The sequence below is a fragment of the Myxococcus vastator genome (assembly GCF_010894475.1).
GTDB classification, from domain to species: domain Bacteria; phylum Myxococcota; class Myxococcia; order Myxococcales; family Myxococcaceae; genus Myxococcus; species Myxococcus vastator.
In genome coordinates, this window is sequence record NZ_JAAIYB010000156.1 from 1 (window position 1) to 16,956 (window position 16,956).

Below are 16,956 nucleotides of genomic sequence, written 5' to 3' on the forward strand. Positions count from 1 at the left end.
ATCTACACTTCTAGCTTCGTCGGCAGCGTCAGTTGTGTATAAGAGACAGGCCCCGGGCAGCGCCGCAGGGACGCGTCCAGCACCGCGCGGGCCTCCGCGTTGGGGTGGTGCACCGTCACCAGCTCCAGGCGCGTCCTGTCCTCGGAGAGCAGCTGGAGCACGCACGCGTCCCCCAGCGCCTCCGACACCTTGCGCACCAGCACCTCCAGCACCATGGACAGGTCCAGCCCCGCCTCCGCGATGAGGTGGCTGACCTGCACCAGGACGTGGAGCCGCGCCGCGCCGCGCCGGCTCTCCTCCTCCGCCGCGCGGGCCTTGCGGAACAGGTCCGCGTTGTCGATGGCCAGCGCCGCGCGCCCCGCCAGCTCCTCGGCCAGGGACAGGTCCGGGATGTCGAAGGGCGCGGACGTCGCGCTCCGCATGAAGGTGAGCACCCCCAGCGTGCGCTGCCGCGCCACCAGCGGCGTCAGGATGAGCGAGCCCACGCCCAGCTCGCGCGCGGCCGCGTACAGCCGCGCCGCCGCGGTGCTTGTGTCCCCGGGCTCCGCGGTGGGCCGCGCCATCATCCACGGGCGCCCCGAGGCGAGCACCTCCGCCAGCAACGTGGGGCTGCCTTCCTGCGGAGCGAAGCGCAAGAGCTCCAACCCGCGCGGCGCCGACTGCGGGTTCTCATAGAGCACGGCCAGCCGCCGCACCACGCCGTCCTCGTACGAGTCCACCGCGCAGCCATCCGCGAAGTGGCCCAGCGCCAGCCGCGCCACGCCCGCCACCGTCTCCTCCCAGTCCAGCGACGCCGACACGAGCGCGCTCGCATCCGCCAACAGCCGCAGGCGCTGCCCCGCGGCCTCCGCCTGGAGCCGCGCCGCGCGCTCCCGCGCGTACAGCCGCGCGCGCTCCAGCGCCTGGCCGCACTCATGGGCCAGGCCGGTGATGGAGGCCCGCTCCAGCGCGGAGAAGCGCCGAGCCTCCGGGAAGCCGAGGCACAACGTGCCGAAGGTTTGCCCTTCCACGTGCAAGGGCAGCAGCACCAACGCGCGCAGTGCCGCCAGCGCGGGCACCACGTCCCGCACCGCGGCCGGCGTCTCCAGCCACACCGGCGCGCCCGGCACGGGCAGCACGTCCTGAACCGCGGCTGGCGTCTCCAGCCGCACCGGCGCCCCCGCGTCGTGAGCCGGCACACCGCTGCTTCGCCAGGGCGGCACCCGGAGCGCCTCTCGCTCCGCGTTGGACACCCCCAGCGCGGCCTTCAACGCCAGCGTCCCGTCCGGCTCCACCAGGTGCACCAGGCCCACGTCCGCGCCCACCGCGGGCAGGCCCTGCTCCAGCACCACGCGCGCCACCTCGTCCCAGGACAGCGCACGGCCAAAGGCCTCCGTCACCGCCTGGAAGCGGCGCAGCCGCAGCACCTCCGACTCCTCCACCTCCGCCCGCGCGGACAGCACGGACTGGCGCAGCGTCTCCGCCATGCGCTCACGCTCGAGCGCCAGCGCCGCCAGCTTCACCGAGAGGCCGAAGCGCCGCAGGTCCTCCTCCCGTGGCCGCCACGCCTCGCGGAAGAGCACGCCCAGCACACCGGCGGCGCCCAGCCCGGAGGCGAAGTAGAGCGGCTGGGACAGCAAGGCCGTCGCCCCCAGACGCCGCACGGCGTCCGGCTCCGAGGCAAGCAGCGCGTCTCGTGACACGTCCTCCACCACCCGGGGCAGGCGCGGCTCACCCGGCGCGGGCGCCTGGGCCAGCAGCTGCTGCGCGCAGAGGGCGGACGCCTCCGAGTCCACGCCGTGCGTGGTGAGCGTGCTCAAGTCGCCCGTCCCGCCCCACCAGCACAGGAAGGCACCCGAGGCCCCCAGCGTGGCGGACGCCTGGCACAGCAATTCCTCCAGCACCGCCACCACCGGCGGTGCTGCGGACAGCCGCTCCAGGGCCCGCGACATGCGGTCCACCGCGGCTCCCACGTTTTTTCCGGGCACCTTCATGCCCCACTCCCCCCGGCACGGACGCATGGCTCCCTGCCTCGAAGCCTCATTCTCCCATGCCGGACGAAGCGTGGAAACCACACAGCGTGTTGCCCTGGAGTACGGGGTTCCCCGTGGGTGCCTCAGTGCTCGAAGACGCGGAAGAAGGCGAAGAAGATTTCCAGCACGATGAGCAGGACGATGACGGCCTCCAGCGTGTGGGAGCGGTCGATGTCCACGTCGCCCTTGAGCAGGCCATACGTTTGCGCCAGCAACTGCTGCTTGCGAGTGACGGCGGCCTGCCACGGAGGAATCCGCATGCGGCGCACGGCGCTCTCGTAGACCTTGGCCAGGTAGAAGTCGCCGATGATTTTGAGGCTGTTCTCCACGCGCTCGATGAACTCGTTGAGGTCCACCAGCGTGGAGAGCGTCTGCCGGGCCAGGGTGCGGTAGGGGCTGCGGAACAACGTGGCCCAACCGTGCCGCGCGGACTGCACCTTCTCGTGGATGCGGGTGATGTGCGTGTCCAGCCGGTCGTCGTAGTAGCGGAACTCCAGCAACTGCGCGTTGGCGATCTCCAGCAGGTCGGGGATGTCTCTCGAGCCGGACGGCTCGTAGACGAAGGCGCTGTTCCAGTCGATGACGACCAGGTCGTGGATGGTGTAGCTGAAGCGCGACTGGAGCACGGACTCGCTCTCACGCGGGGACAGCGGCACCGTGCCGCTCTCACCCAGGAGCAGCCGGGCCAGGTCCGCGCGCGACATCAGCTCCTCCGCGGTGGGGTTGCCCCGGATGTGCTCGGCGAAGATGACGGTGTAGCTCTCGCTCTGCTCCCAGAGATGGGGCGCCTGCGCGGCGGAGGCGATGGTGCGGCGCACGCCCTCCACCAGCTCCAACGCCAGGTCCTCCAGCGCCTGGCTGTCATAGAGCTCGTCCGCCATGCGCGTGAGCACCTCCAGCGAGGTGCCCGGAACGACGGGCACCTGCAGGATGATGGACACGGCGCCGTGGTCGAACAGGCGCGCGGTGACATCCACCGTGACGGGGCCATCCCGCAGTGCCAGGGGCCGGCGGCCCAGCTCATAGGCCAGCGGCGGGTTGGGCAGCTGGATGTACTGACTGTTCTCTCGTGACAGCTTGAGCCGGCGCGAGTCCTCCGTGAGCACCCGGCGCGCGCGCTCCAGGTCCAGCTCCTCCGCGATGTCGAAGGTGCGGTAGCAGAGGACGTACGCCTTGTCGAAGAGCAGCGGTTCGGCAGCGTCCATGGTGCGTGAAGCCTAACCCGCGCCCATGACACGCACCGCTCCGACGTCACCTCGTGACGCGAGCCTGTTGCGTACTACGCGAACCTGATGCCGAAAAGTCCTCCGTCCTCCGTGGCATCGGTCAGCCGAACCGGAAGAACGTGGCGCTCCAAAGAGAAACCCGAGGGCAGCTCTCGCGGCACCGCATCGGAGTTCATCGTCACGATGTACTGGAAGCCCAGTTCGTCAGACAGCTTCGCTCCAAGCTGGAGCGCCTTCGCGACCTGTCGCTCGTCGACGCCATCGAACAGGTGGCTGTCGTGGACCAGGAACCCTGGGCCCCTGCCGCGCTCGATGCACAGGCGCATCAGCATCATGTCGAAGCAGAAGATCTGCATGTTCTGGATGCCCTTGCTCTTGGCACCATGAATCTGGATCTCGAACGAAGGGCCGTTGGACGTTTCCTTGATCGTCAGGTTACCGGCGTCTTCGTAGAGCGAGCTGGAGATCCCCTCGAAGGCGACGATGGCGCTGCGCAGGACGGACTCCTGCTCACGGTAGTCCTCCCGCAAACGGGTGAGCAACCGCGCGCGCTCCAAGGCCATTGTGACCTTGCTGCTCTCCAACGCCTCCGCCGCCGAATACCGATGCCGTAGTGTCTCAGCTTCAGCCTCCACCCGCGACAGCTCGGTCTGCAGCTTGGAGAAGTGCTCGAGCGCCCCGTGCGAGTGCAGTATCTCCATGACCTCCGCGCGTCTCTGGTCGAGCGCTCCCTTCTTGCGGTCGCGCACCTCGACACGCTGCTCCAAGGCCTCCAACTCGCTCTTGAGGTAGGAGCTCCGGTTCCGCACGACGGAGTCGTGGAACGCCTGGAGCTCCTCAAAACGGCGCAGGACCGCGCCTGAAAGGTGGACACCAGCCTCCGCGTAGAGCCGCTCGAGGTCTGGCGGAGTAGGAGGTGCCTCGGCGACGACGGCGGCGCGCAGTTCCTCCGCGCGCTGCCGATCGAGCGCGTTGTCATCCGCCAACCCGTTGAGTTCACGGGTCAGCCGTGACGCCTCTTTCTCCAGTTCGTGGTACTGCGCATGCACTCGGAAGGACGCAATCTCCCCTCGCAGTCGGCGGGCGCGCTCTTCCGCCACCGCGAGCTGGGTCCGAAGCGTTGCCGCTGAGCCGAGGATGGGACTGAGGGGGCCTTCTCCAGAAGCCTTCTTCAGCTCCTTGAGGCTGGCCTCCTGCTCTCGGATTCGCTGCCATTCCTGGGGAATGCTCCAGTCCAATCCCAGCAAGTAGGTAACGGCCGTTTGTTGCGAGCCCGTTTGCTGTACGGCAGAGCTCTTCGCAGGTGCCGTGAAACCACCGTCCGTCTGGCGGCGGGCAAAATAGGCCATCAGCTCCCGGAACGATGGCGCCGCTCTACCAGCATCAGGAGGGGGGAGCCCGAACATGGCCGCCCCGAGCAGGGCCTTCCACGCATCGTTGGACAGCTCGTCGGGAACGCTCCAGGAGGGAGGCACGCCTTCGAGTTGGATGCGTCCAGATTCCGCCCCTGACCGGCAAACAGCGATGTTGCGCCCCCGGAGGTCGAACTCCATTCCGAAGGCGGAGTCCTTCAAGGGCTCAATGCGGAATATGGAGCGCGGTGCCGACCTGGCGCCCAGCAGGAAGTGAATCAGCTCCACGAGGCTGGTCTTGCCTGCGCCATTCCGCGTCTGCCGGTCAGTGGCTCCCGGGCTCTTGTCCGCGAGCAGCACGTTGAGCCCACTGTGCAGTTGCAGGGGCTTGAAGGAAGGCAGGTCACTGAAGATGCGGTGAATCATGTCCCCAGCTCCCCTGACGGAGAGGGCAGCGACTCATGTCCCTGAGAGCGCGAGTTGCGGCGCGCGAGCCGCCCCTGCTCCATGTCCACGGCCCCCAGGACGTAGAGCAGGTCGAGCGCCAGCACGAACCAGTCGAAGCTCAGCCTGGACGCGCCTTCTCGCATGCTCCATGCGGAGCGCACCTCATCCCAGATTCGAGATACCGTCTTGGGCTCATCAAGCAGGCGCAGGACGTCCGCGCCCACGCTCAGCAGCGCCCGATCCGCCCGGATTCCCTTGGTCGGAAGAATCATGGCGCCTCCTTCTGGGGTGCGCGCTCGAAGATGTCGCACTCCTCGAAGAAGTAGGCGAGCACGGCGAAGACCGCGGCTTGCTGCTCAGGGGTGGGCACACGCACCGAGTTCACGAAATCCTGCAGGGCGGCAAAGACGCTGTCCGGCGAGAGGCCTGTTCGCCGAAGCGCCTCATACTTGTCCCGCAGCGCCTGCGCGATGGCGTCGCGCTCGGTAGGATCGGGACGCGCGTCAAAGTAACGGCTGACCAGCGAAGCACGCCTCATCCCGAGCTTCAGCAGGTCCGCGGCATGCTCCGAGAGCAGGTTGCGCTCCAGCTTATCGGCGGGAACTGGCCGCAAGTCGGCGTCCGCCGGTGCAGGCAGCCGCGGGATGTGCTCCAGAATCGGTCGCAAGTCCGCGATGCCCAGCGCATCCATGCTGCGTACGGTCGGCGCAGGGCCAAACAACCTGGCAAGACTCGACTCCGAGAGGCGGAAAGCCTGCGCTCGCAACTCCTCGAAGCCCCAGCGGAGTACCTTCAGTTGAGGATGGGCCACCCCCAGGTCCAGCAGCTTCTTCAGGACCTCAGGTCCCAACCCATCCTCCGCGTTATGGACGAAGACCCACGTCGAGAAGTGCTCCTTCCAGTACGGAAGTGCCCCAGTGAAGTCCTCGTCGATCTTCCGTACCGTCTCAGCCGACGCCAAGCCTTTCGGTGCATAGACTTGAAAGAGCTTCCTTTCGGACTGGAGGTATCCGTCGTTCTTCCGGTCACCCAGCCGTCCCCAGGGCCGGACTCGCTGGAAGTCGGCGGGATAGGCCATCTCCATGATGGTCGAAAAGAAGTCCTGGAACGCCTCCCCCTTCGTCCGAAGGAAGGCAATCTCGAAGCGTGATGCGTAGAAGGCTCGTGCGCTCGGGTCCACGCTGCGCTCCTGATTCGGCGACACCAGACCACAGGGACGGCGCCCCCACCAGAAGCGCCCAACCTCTTCAGCCGCTACGCCCCCAGACGAGCAAGAAGAAGGCCACGAGCAGCCGCCGTGGGCGCACGACCCCAGCGCTGAGCCCCCGCCCCCGTGGCAAGCAAATCCGAGGTTTGCTCAGCCCCAGGGCGCGGGAGCCTCATCCGCCAAGCCCCTCAGGGCCGGTGCCGCGGCGGCGGCGACAGCTCCGTGCGCACGTCCCACAGCTCCGGGAAGAAGCGCAGGTCCAACGCCTTGCGCAGGAAGCCCACGCCCGACGAGCCGCCCGTGCCCTGCTTGAAGCCGATGATGCGCATCACCGTCATCATGTGGCGGTAGCGCCAGAGCTGGAAGCGCTCCTCGGTGTCCACCAGCTTCTCGCACATCTCATACGCGTCCCAGTGCGCCTCGGCGTCCTGGTAGATGCGGCGGAACACCTCCACCACCTCCGGGCTCTTCTCGTAGGGCTTGCGCCAGTCACGCTGCACGTGGCTCTGCGGCACCGGATGTCCCATGCGCGACAGATGGCGCAGGAACTCGTCATACAGGCTGGGGGATTCGAACAGCCGCTCCAGCTCGCCGTGGATGGCGGGGACGTGGCGGAAGGGCGTCAACGCCTGCGCGTCCTTGTTGCCCAGCAGGAACTCCAGCGCGCGGTACTGGAAGCTCTGGAAGCCAGAGGAGCTGCCCAGCGTGTCGCGGAACTCCAGGTACTCGTTCGGCGTGAGCGTCTCCAACACGCTCCACTGTTCGAAGAGCATCCGCTGGATGTGCGCCACGCGCGCGAAAATCTTGAACGACGGCTCCAGCCGGTCCGCCTGCACGTAACGGATGCAGGCGCCCAACTCGTGGATGAGCAGCTTCATCCACAGCTCGCTCGTCTGGTGCTGGATGATGAACAGCAGCTCGTCATGGTGAGGCGGCTGCGAGCGCGTCACCTGGGCCGACAAGAGCCGGTCGAGCTGCAGGTAGTCACCGTACGTGGTCCTTCCGGCCAGGTCGGTGATGATTCCAGGCTCCAAATCGCGTTTGTTCATGGGCCCGGGCATTCATGCTCGTGCAAGCCCCCACGGGCAAGTCTCTCCCGCATGGGCGGACCCCGATTCCTCTCCCGACGACAGAGCGGAACGACGGGGGCGCGGTCACTCTCTGCCCGGGCCGGGGCAGCGTGCCGCTGGCTAGCCTGCGTGCCCAGCCTGAGCGGCAGCCGCCAACGCCTTGGACGCGGCGCGTCCGCGCGGCAGCTTGATGTCGTCCACGCTGTCCGGGTCGGCGTAGTCCTTCCAGTCGCTCGGGCGGCGGTGGGTCTTCTCCAGCATGCGGAGCTTCTGGTAGTGCGCCGCGCAGTAGCCCTTGGTGCGGCTGGGCTTGCCGCAGCCGATGATGGCGCACGCGCGCGCGCCGTCAGCACCCGCCGCCGCCGGCTTGCGGCCACGACGCTTGCCACCCGCCGCCGCGGGCGCCGCCGTCACGGAGCTGCGCGCCGCGGGAGGACGGCCCGGACCACGACGGACCCCCTTGGCGGCCGCGGGAATCTGGGCGCCGAACAGGGGCCCGACGACCTCGGCCAGCGGGGCCAGGCGCTCGGCCACGTTGCGGAGCGCGTCCAGGTCCGCCGTGCCCTCCTCCAGACGCGCGACCACGTCACGCAGCGGCTTGAGCTGGACCTCGATTTCATTGCGGATCATGTCGCGAAACGCTTTATCCACGGACATTCGTTGAATCCTCACCTGGGAACGACAAGAGTCATGCAGTACGGGGGGGCTGATGCTCGATGCTTGTGATGCTGCCCATACCCTTACCTTCCAAAAAAGGTTTTGTCTAAAGGAAGAGATAAAAGTTGTGACTGAACAACGGACCATTCGCCCCGTTGTCGCAGGTCTCACCTGTTTCCCGGCGGCCTCCGGGGCCTAACCGTCCCAGTGCAGGGACTCCAGCAGGGGGGCCTCCCCCGCCACCTGGAACACCTGGGGGCGTGGCAGCAGGTCGTCCCAGGTGGCCGATAAATCACGGCGCAGGTCGTCCAGCGACAGGGAATCCAGGGCAATCATGAGCTGGGGCAGGCGTGCATTCTCCTCTTCTTGGAAATGCGCCACCGACAGGTCTTCCAGCGTCAACAGACGCGCCTGCCACTCGGGATGGCCCGGGGGCAGCTCCTCCAGCTCAGCCATCAGCTCGCGCATGGTGAGATGGTCTTCCGTCTGCTCACGGCAAGCCTCACGGCCCTCCACCCGCGCCATCACCGGGTAGAGGCAGCGCTCCTCCAGTCGGGAGTGAAGCCTCAGCAATGTCAGCAACTCCGCCGTCAGTCCCCTCTGCGCATCGGGTTCCACACCCGATGCCAGACGCTCGAGACGCGCTTCCAGTTCCCGATGCTGGTCGATGAGGAGGTCGAACGGGCTGCCCATGCCGGAACGTTCGGCATGCACCCGGAAGCAGACAACCTGAGTATGCCTGCAAGCTGGCATTACTCAAACTCCTATGCCCCCCCCACTGTCGGGGCCGCCCCTGTCTCAGGGGCGCCTGGCTGCCCGGCGGCCAGGAGGGAGGCGCCGCCTGCTGGGGGCGCCGCGCATCTCCATGTTTTTCCACCATGGATGCCCCGCTCGCCAGCCTGCGCCGGGCCGTGTTCCGCCTCGCCGAGCAGGGCGCGGCGCTGTCGGCCCTGTACCACCGGGCGCGGCTGGTGGGCTGCGAGCACCTGCCCGTGAAAGGCCCGGTGCTGCTGGTGGGGAACCACGGCGTCTGGGGTTACGAGACTCCGGCCTTCTTTCATCTGCTCCACCAGGGCACCGGCCGCTATCCATTGGGCCTGGCGGAGCGGGGGTTCTTCCGCATCCCGTTGATTCGCACGGTGTTGCCCTGGCTGGGCGGCGTGGAGGGGACGCGGGAGAACGCCCTGACGGCGCTGCGGGCGGGCTCGCTGGTCGTCTGCTATCCGGGGGGCGCGTGGGAGACCTTCAAGCGCAGCCAGGGGCGCTACCGGCTGCGCTGGGAGCGGGCGCTGGGCTTCGCGCGGCTGGCGGCCCGCGCCGGGGTGCCGGTGGTGCCCTTCGCCGGCCAGGGGGTGGATGACACCTTCCGGTGGCCCCTGGGCGAGGAGCGCCTGTGCGTGCGCCTGACGGACGATGACAAATACCGGATGCCGTTGGTGCTGGGCCTGGGGCCCCTGCCCTGGCCCGTGCGGCTCACCTTCCACCTGGGGACACCCCACGCCCCGCCGCCTCCGGATGCCAGTGAATCCAGCCTCCGGGCCTTCCGGGACACCGTGGCCATCAGCGTGCGGCGGCTCCTGACGAGGCATTCCCATGCGTGAAGCCCTGTCACCCCTCCCCGGAGGACCCCCTCGAAGCCCGCCGCTCGTCCCGGAGGTGGACGACATCCAGACGGGTTATGCCCACCTGCCCTGTGAGCAGCGTCCCGTACGAGGCACACCGGTACGCCTGTTCACCTTTCCAGACGGCAACAGGGATGAAGCACGCACCGTGGTGTGTCTTCCGGGGCTGGGGGCCAGTGGCCGCTCCTTCGCGCCCATGGAGCCGCTGGCGGACGCGCTGAGGCTGCTGATGTGGACGCCGCCCCTGCGCACCCCCGCCACCCACCCCCCGCTCTTGTGGAACCTGGCGGTGCTGGACCACGCGGAGTCCCTGCTGCCGGGGCGCTTCGCCCTGCTGGGGTCGTCCTACGGAAGCCTGCTGGCCATGGCGTATGCCCTGGCCCACCCGGAGCGGGTGAAGGCGCTGGTGCTCGTGTCACCAGTGGCCAGCGTGCACCGCGTCCGCCGGCTGGCCCTGACGTTGTCCACCCTGGTGCGCGCGCCCCGGCCCCTGGCGTACCTGCTGGCGCCCACCGTGGCCCGGGTGCTGGGAGGCCGCCAGTTGCCGCCGGAGGGCCGGGCCGAAATCGTGCGCGAGGCCCGGCGGCTGTCCCCGGTGGAGCTGCTGCGCCGGCTGCGGGACATCCTGACCACGAACCTGATGCCCCGGCTCCATGAGCTCCAGGTGCCCACGCTCGTCATCCAGGGTGGCCGGGACGTGCTGGTGCCACCCCGCGCCGCCCGCGACGTGGCCCGCCACATCCCCGGGGCCCGGCTGGCGCTCATCCGGGGCGCCAGCCACCTGCCCTACATGAGCCACCCCGAGGCCTTCAACACGCTGGCCGGGGACTTCCTCCGGCACCACCTGGACTGAGGCCGCCCTCCACGCCATGACCACCGACACCACCCACCTGTCCCGCTCCGCCCTGCTGTTCCTGGCCCGCCGCCCTGGCCTGGAGGACGCCGCCATGCGCCTGCGCCCCTTCCGGCGACTGGCCTCGCGCTTCATCGCCGGGGAGACGCTGGAGGAGGCCGTGGACGCCGTGAAGGCGCTGTCCGCGCGCGGCCTCATGGCGTCGTTCGACCACCTCAACGAGGCCGTCCAGACGCCCGGGGAGACGCGGGAGGAGGTGCGCCAGTACCAGCGGCTGCTGGCCCGCATCGACCAGGTGGGCGTGCGGGCCAACGTGTCGATGAAGCTCACCCAGTGCGGGCTGCTGTTCGATGAAGCCCTGGCCCTGGAGAACGCGCGCACGGTGGTGGCCGAGGCCGCGGCCCGCGACTCCTTCGTGCGCGTCGACATGGAGGACAGCTCGGTGACCCAGGTGACGCTGGACATCGTGCGTCAACTGCGCGCGGAGTTCGGCGAGCCCCATGTCGGCGCCGTGTTGCAAAGCGCCTTGCGGCGCACGGAGCAGGACGCGAAGGCGCTGTGCGCACAGCGCATCCGCGTTCGTCTGTGCAAGGGCGCCTATCTGGAGAAGCCCGACGTGGCCTTCCCAGACAAGCGGGACGTGGATGCCAGCTTCGTTCGCACCCTGCGGGTGCTGCTCGACAGCGGCGTGTATCACGGCATCGCCACGCACGATGAACGGATGATTGAAGCGACACTGGACCACGCGGCGAAGCGCGGACTGCCGCGCGGCGCCTTCGAGTTCCAGATGCTGTACGGCATCCGCAGGGACTTGCAGGAACGACTCGTGAGGGAGGGTCACCCGGTGCGCATCTACGTGCCGTACGGACGGCACTGGTACCCGTACTTCATGCGCCGGCTGGCCGAGCGCCCCGCCAATCTGGGCTTCCTGCTGCGCAACCTGCTACGTGGGTAGGAAGCAGTGCGCGCCTCCCCGCGGGGCGTGCGGGGCCCGCGCAAGGCCCGCATGCGGGTGAAACATGCGGATGAAACACCAGACCGCGCGCCCTCGTGAAGACCCGCGCGTCAGGACCCACGCCCACCACGTTCGGACCGGCCCGCATGGACAGCCATGTCCGAGGCAACCCCATACCGGGGCCGGCTCGCGCATCGCGACACTCCCTGCTCATGTTCCCCATGTCTCGTCGCATGGCGCCGATGCGTCGCGAGCGAGCGGCTGCCCGCGCCTCCGCCCTCCCCGGGGCCCGTGGACGGCTCGCCGCGCCGAGCGCCCCTGGAGGGACACGCCACGGGGGACGTCCCTAGCTTTCCCGCATGGCGCTGCCCATTGAAGCCCATGCCCTCATTGGAGACACGCACAGCGCCGCGCTGGTGGCGAATGACGGCGCCATCGACTGGCTGTGCTGGCCGCGCTTCGACTCGGACGCGTGCTTCGCGGCGTTGCTGGGTGAGCAGCGGCATGGCTTCTGGCGCATCGCCCCCACGGCGCCCGTGCGGCGCGTCCACCGCCGCTACGTGCGCGACACGCTGGTGCTGGAGACGGAGTTCCACACCGACACCGGCATCGTGCGCCTGTGCGACTTCATGCCGCTGCGCGAGGACACGGACACGCCGCGGTTGATTCGCATCGTGGAGGCCCGCGCCGGACAGGTGCCGCTCCAACTGGCGTTCGCCCCGTGCTTCGGCTACGGCGACCGCACGCCCTGGGCCCGCCTGATTCCGGGCGGCGTGAGCACCCAGGCCGGCCCGGACGCGCTCTACCTGTCCACGGAGCTGCCGCTGCGCTTGGAGCACAGCCACGTGCTGGCGGACTTCTGCGTGCCGGAAGGACAGCGCCGGGCCTTCGTCCTGTCCTGGCATCCCTCCCACCTGCCTGCGCCCCGGCAGCCGCCGGACCCGTTCCTCACGCGCGAGGACACGGAGCGGTGGTGGCGCGCCTGGGCGTTCCGCTGCATCCACGAGAGTCCCTGGCGCGCGCAGGTGATGCGCTCGCTCATCACCCTCAAGGCGCTCACCTACTCCCCCACGGGTGGCATGGTCGCCGCGCCCACCACGTCCCTGCCGGAGCGGATGGGCGGCGTGCGCAACTGGGACTACCGCTTCTGCTGGCTGCGCGATGCCACGCTGACGCTGCTGACCCTGCTGGACGCCGGCTACACCCAGGAAGCCCAGGCCTGGCGGGACTGGCTGCTGCGCGCGGTGGCCGGAGAGCCCGACGAGTTGCAAATCCTCTACGGCGTGGCTGGAGAGCGCCGCGCCACCGAGCTGGAGCTGCCCTGGCTGCCGGGCTTCGCGGGCTCGCGCCCGGTGCGCATCGGCAACGCCGCCGTGGGCCAGCTCCAGTTGGACGTCTTCGGCGAGATTGCCGACTGCCTCTACCACGCGCTCCGCCACGGCGTCTGTTCGGACGCCGAGGCCTGGGACGTGAGCGTGCACCTGCTCCGCTTCGTGGAGCGCCACTGGGACCAGCCCGACGAGGGCATCTGGGAGGTGCGCGGCGGGCGCCAGCAGTTCACCCATTCCAAGGTGATGGCCTGGGTGGCCATGGACCGGATGGTGAAGACGGCGAACCTGCGGGGCATGCGCGGCGCGCAGGTGGAGCGCTGGAAGGCGCTGCGCGCGCGGATGCACGCGGACATCTGCGCGCGGGGCTACGACACGCGCCGCAACACCTTCACCCAGGCCTTTGGCGGCCGGGCCCTGGACGCCAGCCTGCTGTTGATTCCCATCGTGGGGTTCCTCCCGCCCGACGACGTCCGCGTGCGCGGCACCGTGGAGGCCGTCCGCCGCGAGCTGTGCCACGACGGGCTGGTGCGCCGCTACCACACGCACGAGACGCGGGATGGCCTCCCCCCGGGAGAAGGCGTCTTCCTGGCGTGCAGCTTCTGGCTGGCGGACGCGCTGGCGCTGCTGGGCCGCGAGGGCGAGGCGCGCGAGCTGTTCGAGCGCCTGCTGGGCCTGTGCAACGACGTGGGCCTGCTGTCCGAGGAGTACGACCCGGTGGCCCACCGGATGGCGGGCAACTTCCCGCAGGCCTTCAGTCACCTCGCGCTGGTGGGCACCGCGCTGAACCTGTCGCGAGAGGGCGGGCCCGGTCAGCAGCGGAGCCACTGACGGCGGCGGCGGCCCGAGGCCATTGCCTGGAAATGAAGCGGGCCCCGGGTGCCCCCACACACGGCCGCGCCCTGCGGGACGCGGCCGGGCGGAGCCTAGAAGTAGCCGCCGATGGTGGAGGCGACGCTGAAGTTCACCTCCACGTCACCGCCCAGGCCGAAGGCCAGGCGCGGGCCACCGCCCACGAAGAAGTGCGGCGTCACGTGGAAGAGGAAGGGCGCGTAGCCCTCCAGGATGACGGTGACGTCGGCGGGGAGCGACTGGTTGGCGAAGGGCAGGATGTCGTCGCCGATGTACAGCGACACCTGGCCCTTGGGCCACACGGAGACGCGCTCGGTGAGCGGGATGTTGTAGCCGATGCGCGCGTTCAGGCCGAAGGCGGCGACCGTGTCACCGCCGCCGAAGAGCGCGCGGACCTGGAGGCCGCTACCGACGGACAGGTTCTTCTTGAGGAAGTAGTCCGCGCCGGGCTCCAGGAAGATGTAGCCCACGCCGCTGCCCTGCGTGGAGTACCCCAGGCTCGCGGAGGCATCCGTGCTGATGACGAACTGCCCCTCCGAACCGAAGCTCCCCGACGACTCCTGCGCGCCGGCGCTCACCGACATCATGACGCCCGCCACCGCGGCCAGGCTCTTCCAGTTGTCTGCCTTCATGAGACGTCCCTCCGTTGCGTAGGCCCGGGGCACATGTCCGGGCGCTCGGCGACCACTTCTAGCCAATGGGCGCGGCGGAGCAGCATTTATTTCGTCATGGTTGTGAACAGTCACGTCGATGTCCCGCGGCGGGTCAGTGGTCCCAGGACAGCGTGTACTCGCTGTCCAGCAGGGACGTCTGGCCGCCGCGCACCTGGATGTCCTGGGCGCCCACGGCCAGCAGCGCGCCTTCGAGCATGCCTTCGTTGTAGGCCACGGGGGTGAAGATGCGGCGCATGTGGATGCGGCCCGAGCGCGGGCCCGTCCACGCCACCTGCAGCTCTCCGAAGTTGATGGCCATGTGGTAGGCCTCGGGGAGCATCTCCACGAGGCGCTTGGGCTCGCCGCCCACCTGCTGCCGGACCTCGGCGCCGAACATGGAGTTGATGAAGGCCAGCGTGCCCTGGACGCCAATCTGCCGCATGGCCTCCTCGACGCCGCCGAGCTGCGGCGCCAGCAGCCGGGCCGCGGAGAAGAACACGCGCATGAAGGGCGGGACGGGGTAGAGCTCGGTGGTGTCCAGGTCGGCGGGGTAGTCACCGCCCCGCTGGATGGGCGCCACCGCCTGCTCACCGCCGAGGAAGCGCACCGTGTCGAGGACGGCGGCGAAGTGCATGCCGCGAATCCCCTCGGACGCCTCCACGAGCGCGAGCCGCGAGCTCAGCTCGCGCTCCACATCCTCTGGCGTGTCCCACTTGCCGCGCTCCATGCTGACCTCCCGTCGGAGAACGCGCGGGATGCTGGCACAGCTTGGCCACCCACGCGAACTCCGGGCGGCCTCGGTGCGAGGGCGGCCCACCTGTCACGTCCGGTGCGCGACGCGCCTCAGCGCGCGGGCTCGACGGCCGGCTCGGCCGCTTCGCGGCGCAGGCGCGCTTCGAAGACGAAGGTGCCGAAGGGGAGCAGCGACGCGAAGACGCCGCCCACCACGCGCACGAAGGACCAGCGGCAGGTGATGGCCGCCTCCATGAGCGCGAAGAGGTAGAGGACGAAGAGCAGGCCGTGGACCCAGCCGGTGAACTTCACCGCCTGCGGCATGCCCAGGGCGTACTTCAAGGGCATGGCGATGAAGAAGAGCGCGATGACAGACAGGCCCTCCGCGAGGGCGATGGCGCGGAAACGTCCAAGAGGGGTCTTCAGCATGAGGTTCTCCCCCGCCTGTTTCCCACCCCCGGGCGCCGTGGTCCATGAGTCATGGTGACGCAGGGGGGTGCTGCCTGGTTGGCTGCTCGGATAATAAGAGGAGTCATTACAGCACACTGCCAGAGAATGGTGTCTCCTCCATCGGAATGAGGTTCGGGTCCCAGAGGTGCCACATGATGAGCCCGCATCACCTGCTCGTGTTCGTCTCATTGCTCGCGGACGGGGGAGTCCATCCCATGCCCGCCATCGACGCAGGCACTGTTTCCACTACGTCGGCCACCATCCCCTGGCCTGAAACGGAGCTGGAGCCTCTTGGAACGTTGGAGGGTCCGGCGGTCCTGGCCGCGCATGCAGCGCTTCAGGAGGTCATGAAGCGCTTTCCGAAGACCGCCACGAAGTCGTGTGCCTTCTCACCCCGCGCCCTGGAGTTCGTCGTTGGCTACCAGTCCGGGTGGTACTTCGTCCGGGTCAACCGCAGGGTCGACAAGTGCCCGGAGTTCGGCCCAGGTCTGACCCTGGAATACGACTGGTTCGAGCTGTATGCCGTTTCTCCAGAGGGACGCGTGGAGCGGTACCCTCACATGCCTTGAGCCCTCACCCCCGCCATGACGGCAGCGCCACGCCGTAGCGCGCCAGGTCCTCGGGGGTGTTCACATTCGCCAGGGACCGCAGGGACGCATCCACCGCGCGCAAGGTGTCCTCGGACAACAGCCGCGTGCGCACGCCGGACAACAGCTCCCGCATTGACGGATCCGCCGCCAGCGCCTCCCCCCACGCGGGCACGAGCGCCGACCGGTACACCGCGAGCAACGGCTCCAGCCGCCCCCCTACCTCGAAGCACACCGCGTCCACACCGTCGTCCCGCGCGCCCAGCAACACCCGCAGGACCTCCGTCGTGATGAACGGCATGTCGCACGCCACCGCCACCACCCACGGCGTGCGCGCCGCCCCCAGCGCCGCATGGACACCACCGGGCGCGCCCTTCCCTGGCACCACGTCCACCACCGTGCGCAGCCCGAAGCGCGCGTAGGGCCCGGGCACGTTCGCCACCAGCAAGACGTCCTCGAAGCACGGGGCCAGCGCCAGCAGCCGCTCCAGCACCGTGCGCCCCTCCACTTCCAACAGCCCCTTGGGCACGCCAGACAGGCGCCGGCCTTGGCCTCCCGCGAGGATGGCCAGCGTCACCTCCGGAAACTCCGTGTGGCTCCGCTCCATGCCCGTGCCCCGTGCGCGCGCCCGCCGCGGCCACCTTACCTTTCCGCCCACGCACGCCCCCAGAGGAAGAAAGCAGACGATGCGTCCCTTGCCCCCGTGGACACGGCGCGCGCTCCACGTCATAGGCTGCGGCGCCTCCATGCCCCTCATGCCCCTCGACTCCGCCCGGCTGGCCGCGCTCGACGCCATCGCCCCGGCGGCGCCCGAGCGCGTGCCGCTCCTCGATGCCCAGGGCCGGTTCCTCGCCGCCCCCGTCACCGCTTCCCGCTCGCTGCCCGGCTGTGACAACTCCGCCATGGACGGCTGGGCCGTGCGCGCCGAGGAGACCCAGGGCGCCTCCCGCGAC

General features: G+C 69.3%; 17 protein-coding genes and 1 pseudogene. 6 read left to right on the forward strand and 12 right to left on the reverse strand.

Annotated elements, in window-relative coordinates; genetic code table 11:
* Nucleotides 1–2: 2 nt before the first annotated feature.
* From G4D87_RS40375 to G4D87_RS17195, 8 genes are all read right to left on the reverse strand, one after another.
* Nucleotides 3–1,973, reverse strand: coding sequence for a GAF domain-containing protein (locus tag G4D87_RS40375; RefSeq protein ID WP_240358343.1), 1,971 nt, complete (start codon nt 1,971–1,973; stop codon nt 3–5).
* 122 nt (nt 1,974–2,095) lie between these two features.
* The gene (locus G4D87_RS17165; RefSeq protein ID WP_163783149.1) at nt 2,096–3,217 is read right to left on the reverse strand and encodes a hypothetical protein; all 1,122 of its coding nucleotides are present in this window, start codon (nt 3,215–3,217) and stop codon (nt 2,096–2,098) included.
* 74 nt (nt 3,218–3,291) lie between these two features.
* On the reverse strand, nt 3,292–5,016 hold the full coding sequence (locus G4D87_RS17170; protein ID WP_163783150.1) for an ABC-three component system protein: 1,725 nt from the start codon (nt 5,014–5,016) through the stop codon (nt 3,292–3,294).
* Nucleotides 5,013–5,309 (reverse strand): ABC-three component system middle component 6, encoded by a 297-nt coding sequence (locus G4D87_RS17175; RefSeq protein ID WP_163783151.1) that lies wholly within the window; start codon nt 5,307–5,309, stop codon nt 5,013–5,015. The genes G4D87_RS17170 and G4D87_RS17175 overlap by 4 nt, the downstream gene beginning before the upstream one ends.
* The gene (locus G4D87_RS17180; protein ID WP_163783152.1) at nt 5,306–6,217 is read right to left on the reverse strand and encodes an ABC-three component system protein; all 912 of its coding nucleotides are present in this window, start codon (nt 6,215–6,217) and stop codon (nt 5,306–5,308) included. Before G4D87_RS17180 ends, G4D87_RS17175 begins: the two co-directional genes overlap by 4 nt.
* Nucleotides 6,218–6,432: 215 nt before the next feature.
* Complete coding sequence (locus G4D87_RS17185; RefSeq protein ID WP_163783153.1) at nt 6,433–7,305, reverse strand: tryptophan 2,3-dioxygenase; 873 nt, start codon at nt 7,303–7,305, stop codon at nt 6,433–6,435.
* Nucleotides 7,306–7,434: 129 nt separating this feature from the next.
* Nucleotides 7,435–7,971, reverse strand: a complete 537-nt coding sequence (locus tag G4D87_RS17190; protein WP_163783154.1) for a cell wall protein — start codon at nt 7,969–7,971, stop codon at nt 7,435–7,437.
* 195 nt (nt 7,972–8,166) lie between these two features.
* Nucleotides 8,167–8,664, reverse strand: a complete 498-nt coding sequence (locus G4D87_RS17195; protein ID WP_240358344.1) for a hemerythrin domain-containing protein — start codon at nt 8,662–8,664, stop codon at nt 8,167–8,169.
* Nucleotides 8,665–8,849: 185 nt separating this feature from the next.
* Here G4D87_RS17195 and G4D87_RS17200 point away from each other — a divergent pair, with 185 nt between their 5' ends.
* The 4 genes from G4D87_RS17200 to G4D87_RS17215 all read left to right on the forward strand — a co-directional run bounded on the left by G4D87_RS17200 (nt 8,850) and on the right by G4D87_RS17215 (nt 13,560).
* Entirely contained in the window at nt 8,850–9,572 is a 723-nt protein-coding gene (locus tag G4D87_RS17200) for a lysophospholipid acyltransferase family protein (protein WP_163783156.1), read from the forward strand.
* Entirely contained in the window at nt 9,565–10,446 is an 882-nt protein-coding gene (locus tag G4D87_RS17205; protein WP_163783157.1) for an alpha/beta fold hydrolase, read from the forward strand. The genes G4D87_RS17200 and G4D87_RS17205 overlap by 8 nt, the downstream gene beginning before the upstream one ends.
* 16 nt (nt 10,447–10,462) lie before the next feature.
* A complete protein-coding gene (locus G4D87_RS17210; protein WP_163783158.1) occupies nt 10,463–11,401 on the forward strand; it encodes a proline dehydrogenase family protein in 939 nt (312 codons plus the stop codon).
* Nucleotides 11,402–11,760: 359 nt separating this feature from the next.
* Nucleotides 11,761–13,560 (forward strand): glycoside hydrolase family 15 protein, encoded by a 1,800-nt coding sequence (locus G4D87_RS17215; protein ID WP_163783159.1) that lies wholly within the window; start codon nt 11,761–11,763, stop codon nt 13,558–13,560.
* A 95-nt stretch (nt 13,561–13,655) separates the two neighbouring features.
* Here G4D87_RS17215 and G4D87_RS17220 read toward each other — a convergent pair whose 3' ends face one another.
* From G4D87_RS17220 to G4D87_RS17230, 3 genes are all read right to left on the reverse strand, one after another.
* Entirely contained in the window at nt 13,656–14,213 is a 558-nt protein-coding gene (locus G4D87_RS17220; protein ID WP_205507618.1) for a hypothetical protein, read from the reverse strand.
* 133 nt (nt 14,214–14,346) lie between these two features.
* A complete protein-coding gene (locus G4D87_RS17225; protein ID WP_205507619.1) occupies nt 14,347–14,961 on the reverse strand; it encodes a DUF2378 family protein in 615 nt (204 codons plus the stop codon).
* A gap of 116 nt (nt 14,962–15,077) precedes the next feature.
* The gene (locus G4D87_RS17230) at nt 15,078–15,395 is read right to left on the reverse strand and encodes a DUF3817 domain-containing protein (protein WP_163783162.1); all 318 of its coding nucleotides are present in this window, start codon (nt 15,393–15,395) and stop codon (nt 15,078–15,080) included.
* A 236-nt stretch (nt 15,396–15,631) separates the two neighbouring features.
* Between G4D87_RS17230 and G4D87_RS17235 the strand changes: the two genes are divergently transcribed.
* The gene (locus G4D87_RS17235; protein ID WP_240358345.1) at nt 15,632–15,985 is read left to right on the forward strand and encodes a hypothetical protein; all 354 of its coding nucleotides are present in this window, start codon (nt 15,632–15,634) and stop codon (nt 15,983–15,985) included.
* A 4-nt stretch (nt 15,986–15,989) separates the two neighbouring features.
* Here the strand turns inward: G4D87_RS17235 and mobA are convergent, their stop codons facing one another.
* Nucleotides 15,990–16,610 carry a molybdenum cofactor guanylyltransferase gene (gene mobA, locus G4D87_RS17240; protein ID WP_163783163.1) on the reverse strand — a complete coding sequence of 207 codons (621 nt, stop codon included), beginning with the start codon at nt 16,608–16,610 and terminating at the stop codon, nt 15,990–15,992.
* A 139-nt stretch (nt 16,611–16,749) separates the two neighbouring features.
* Here mobA and G4D87_RS17245 point away from each other — a divergent pair.
* Nucleotides 16,750–16,956, forward strand: a pseudogene (locus G4D87_RS17245) (molybdopterin molybdotransferase MoeA); the annotation flags it as partial.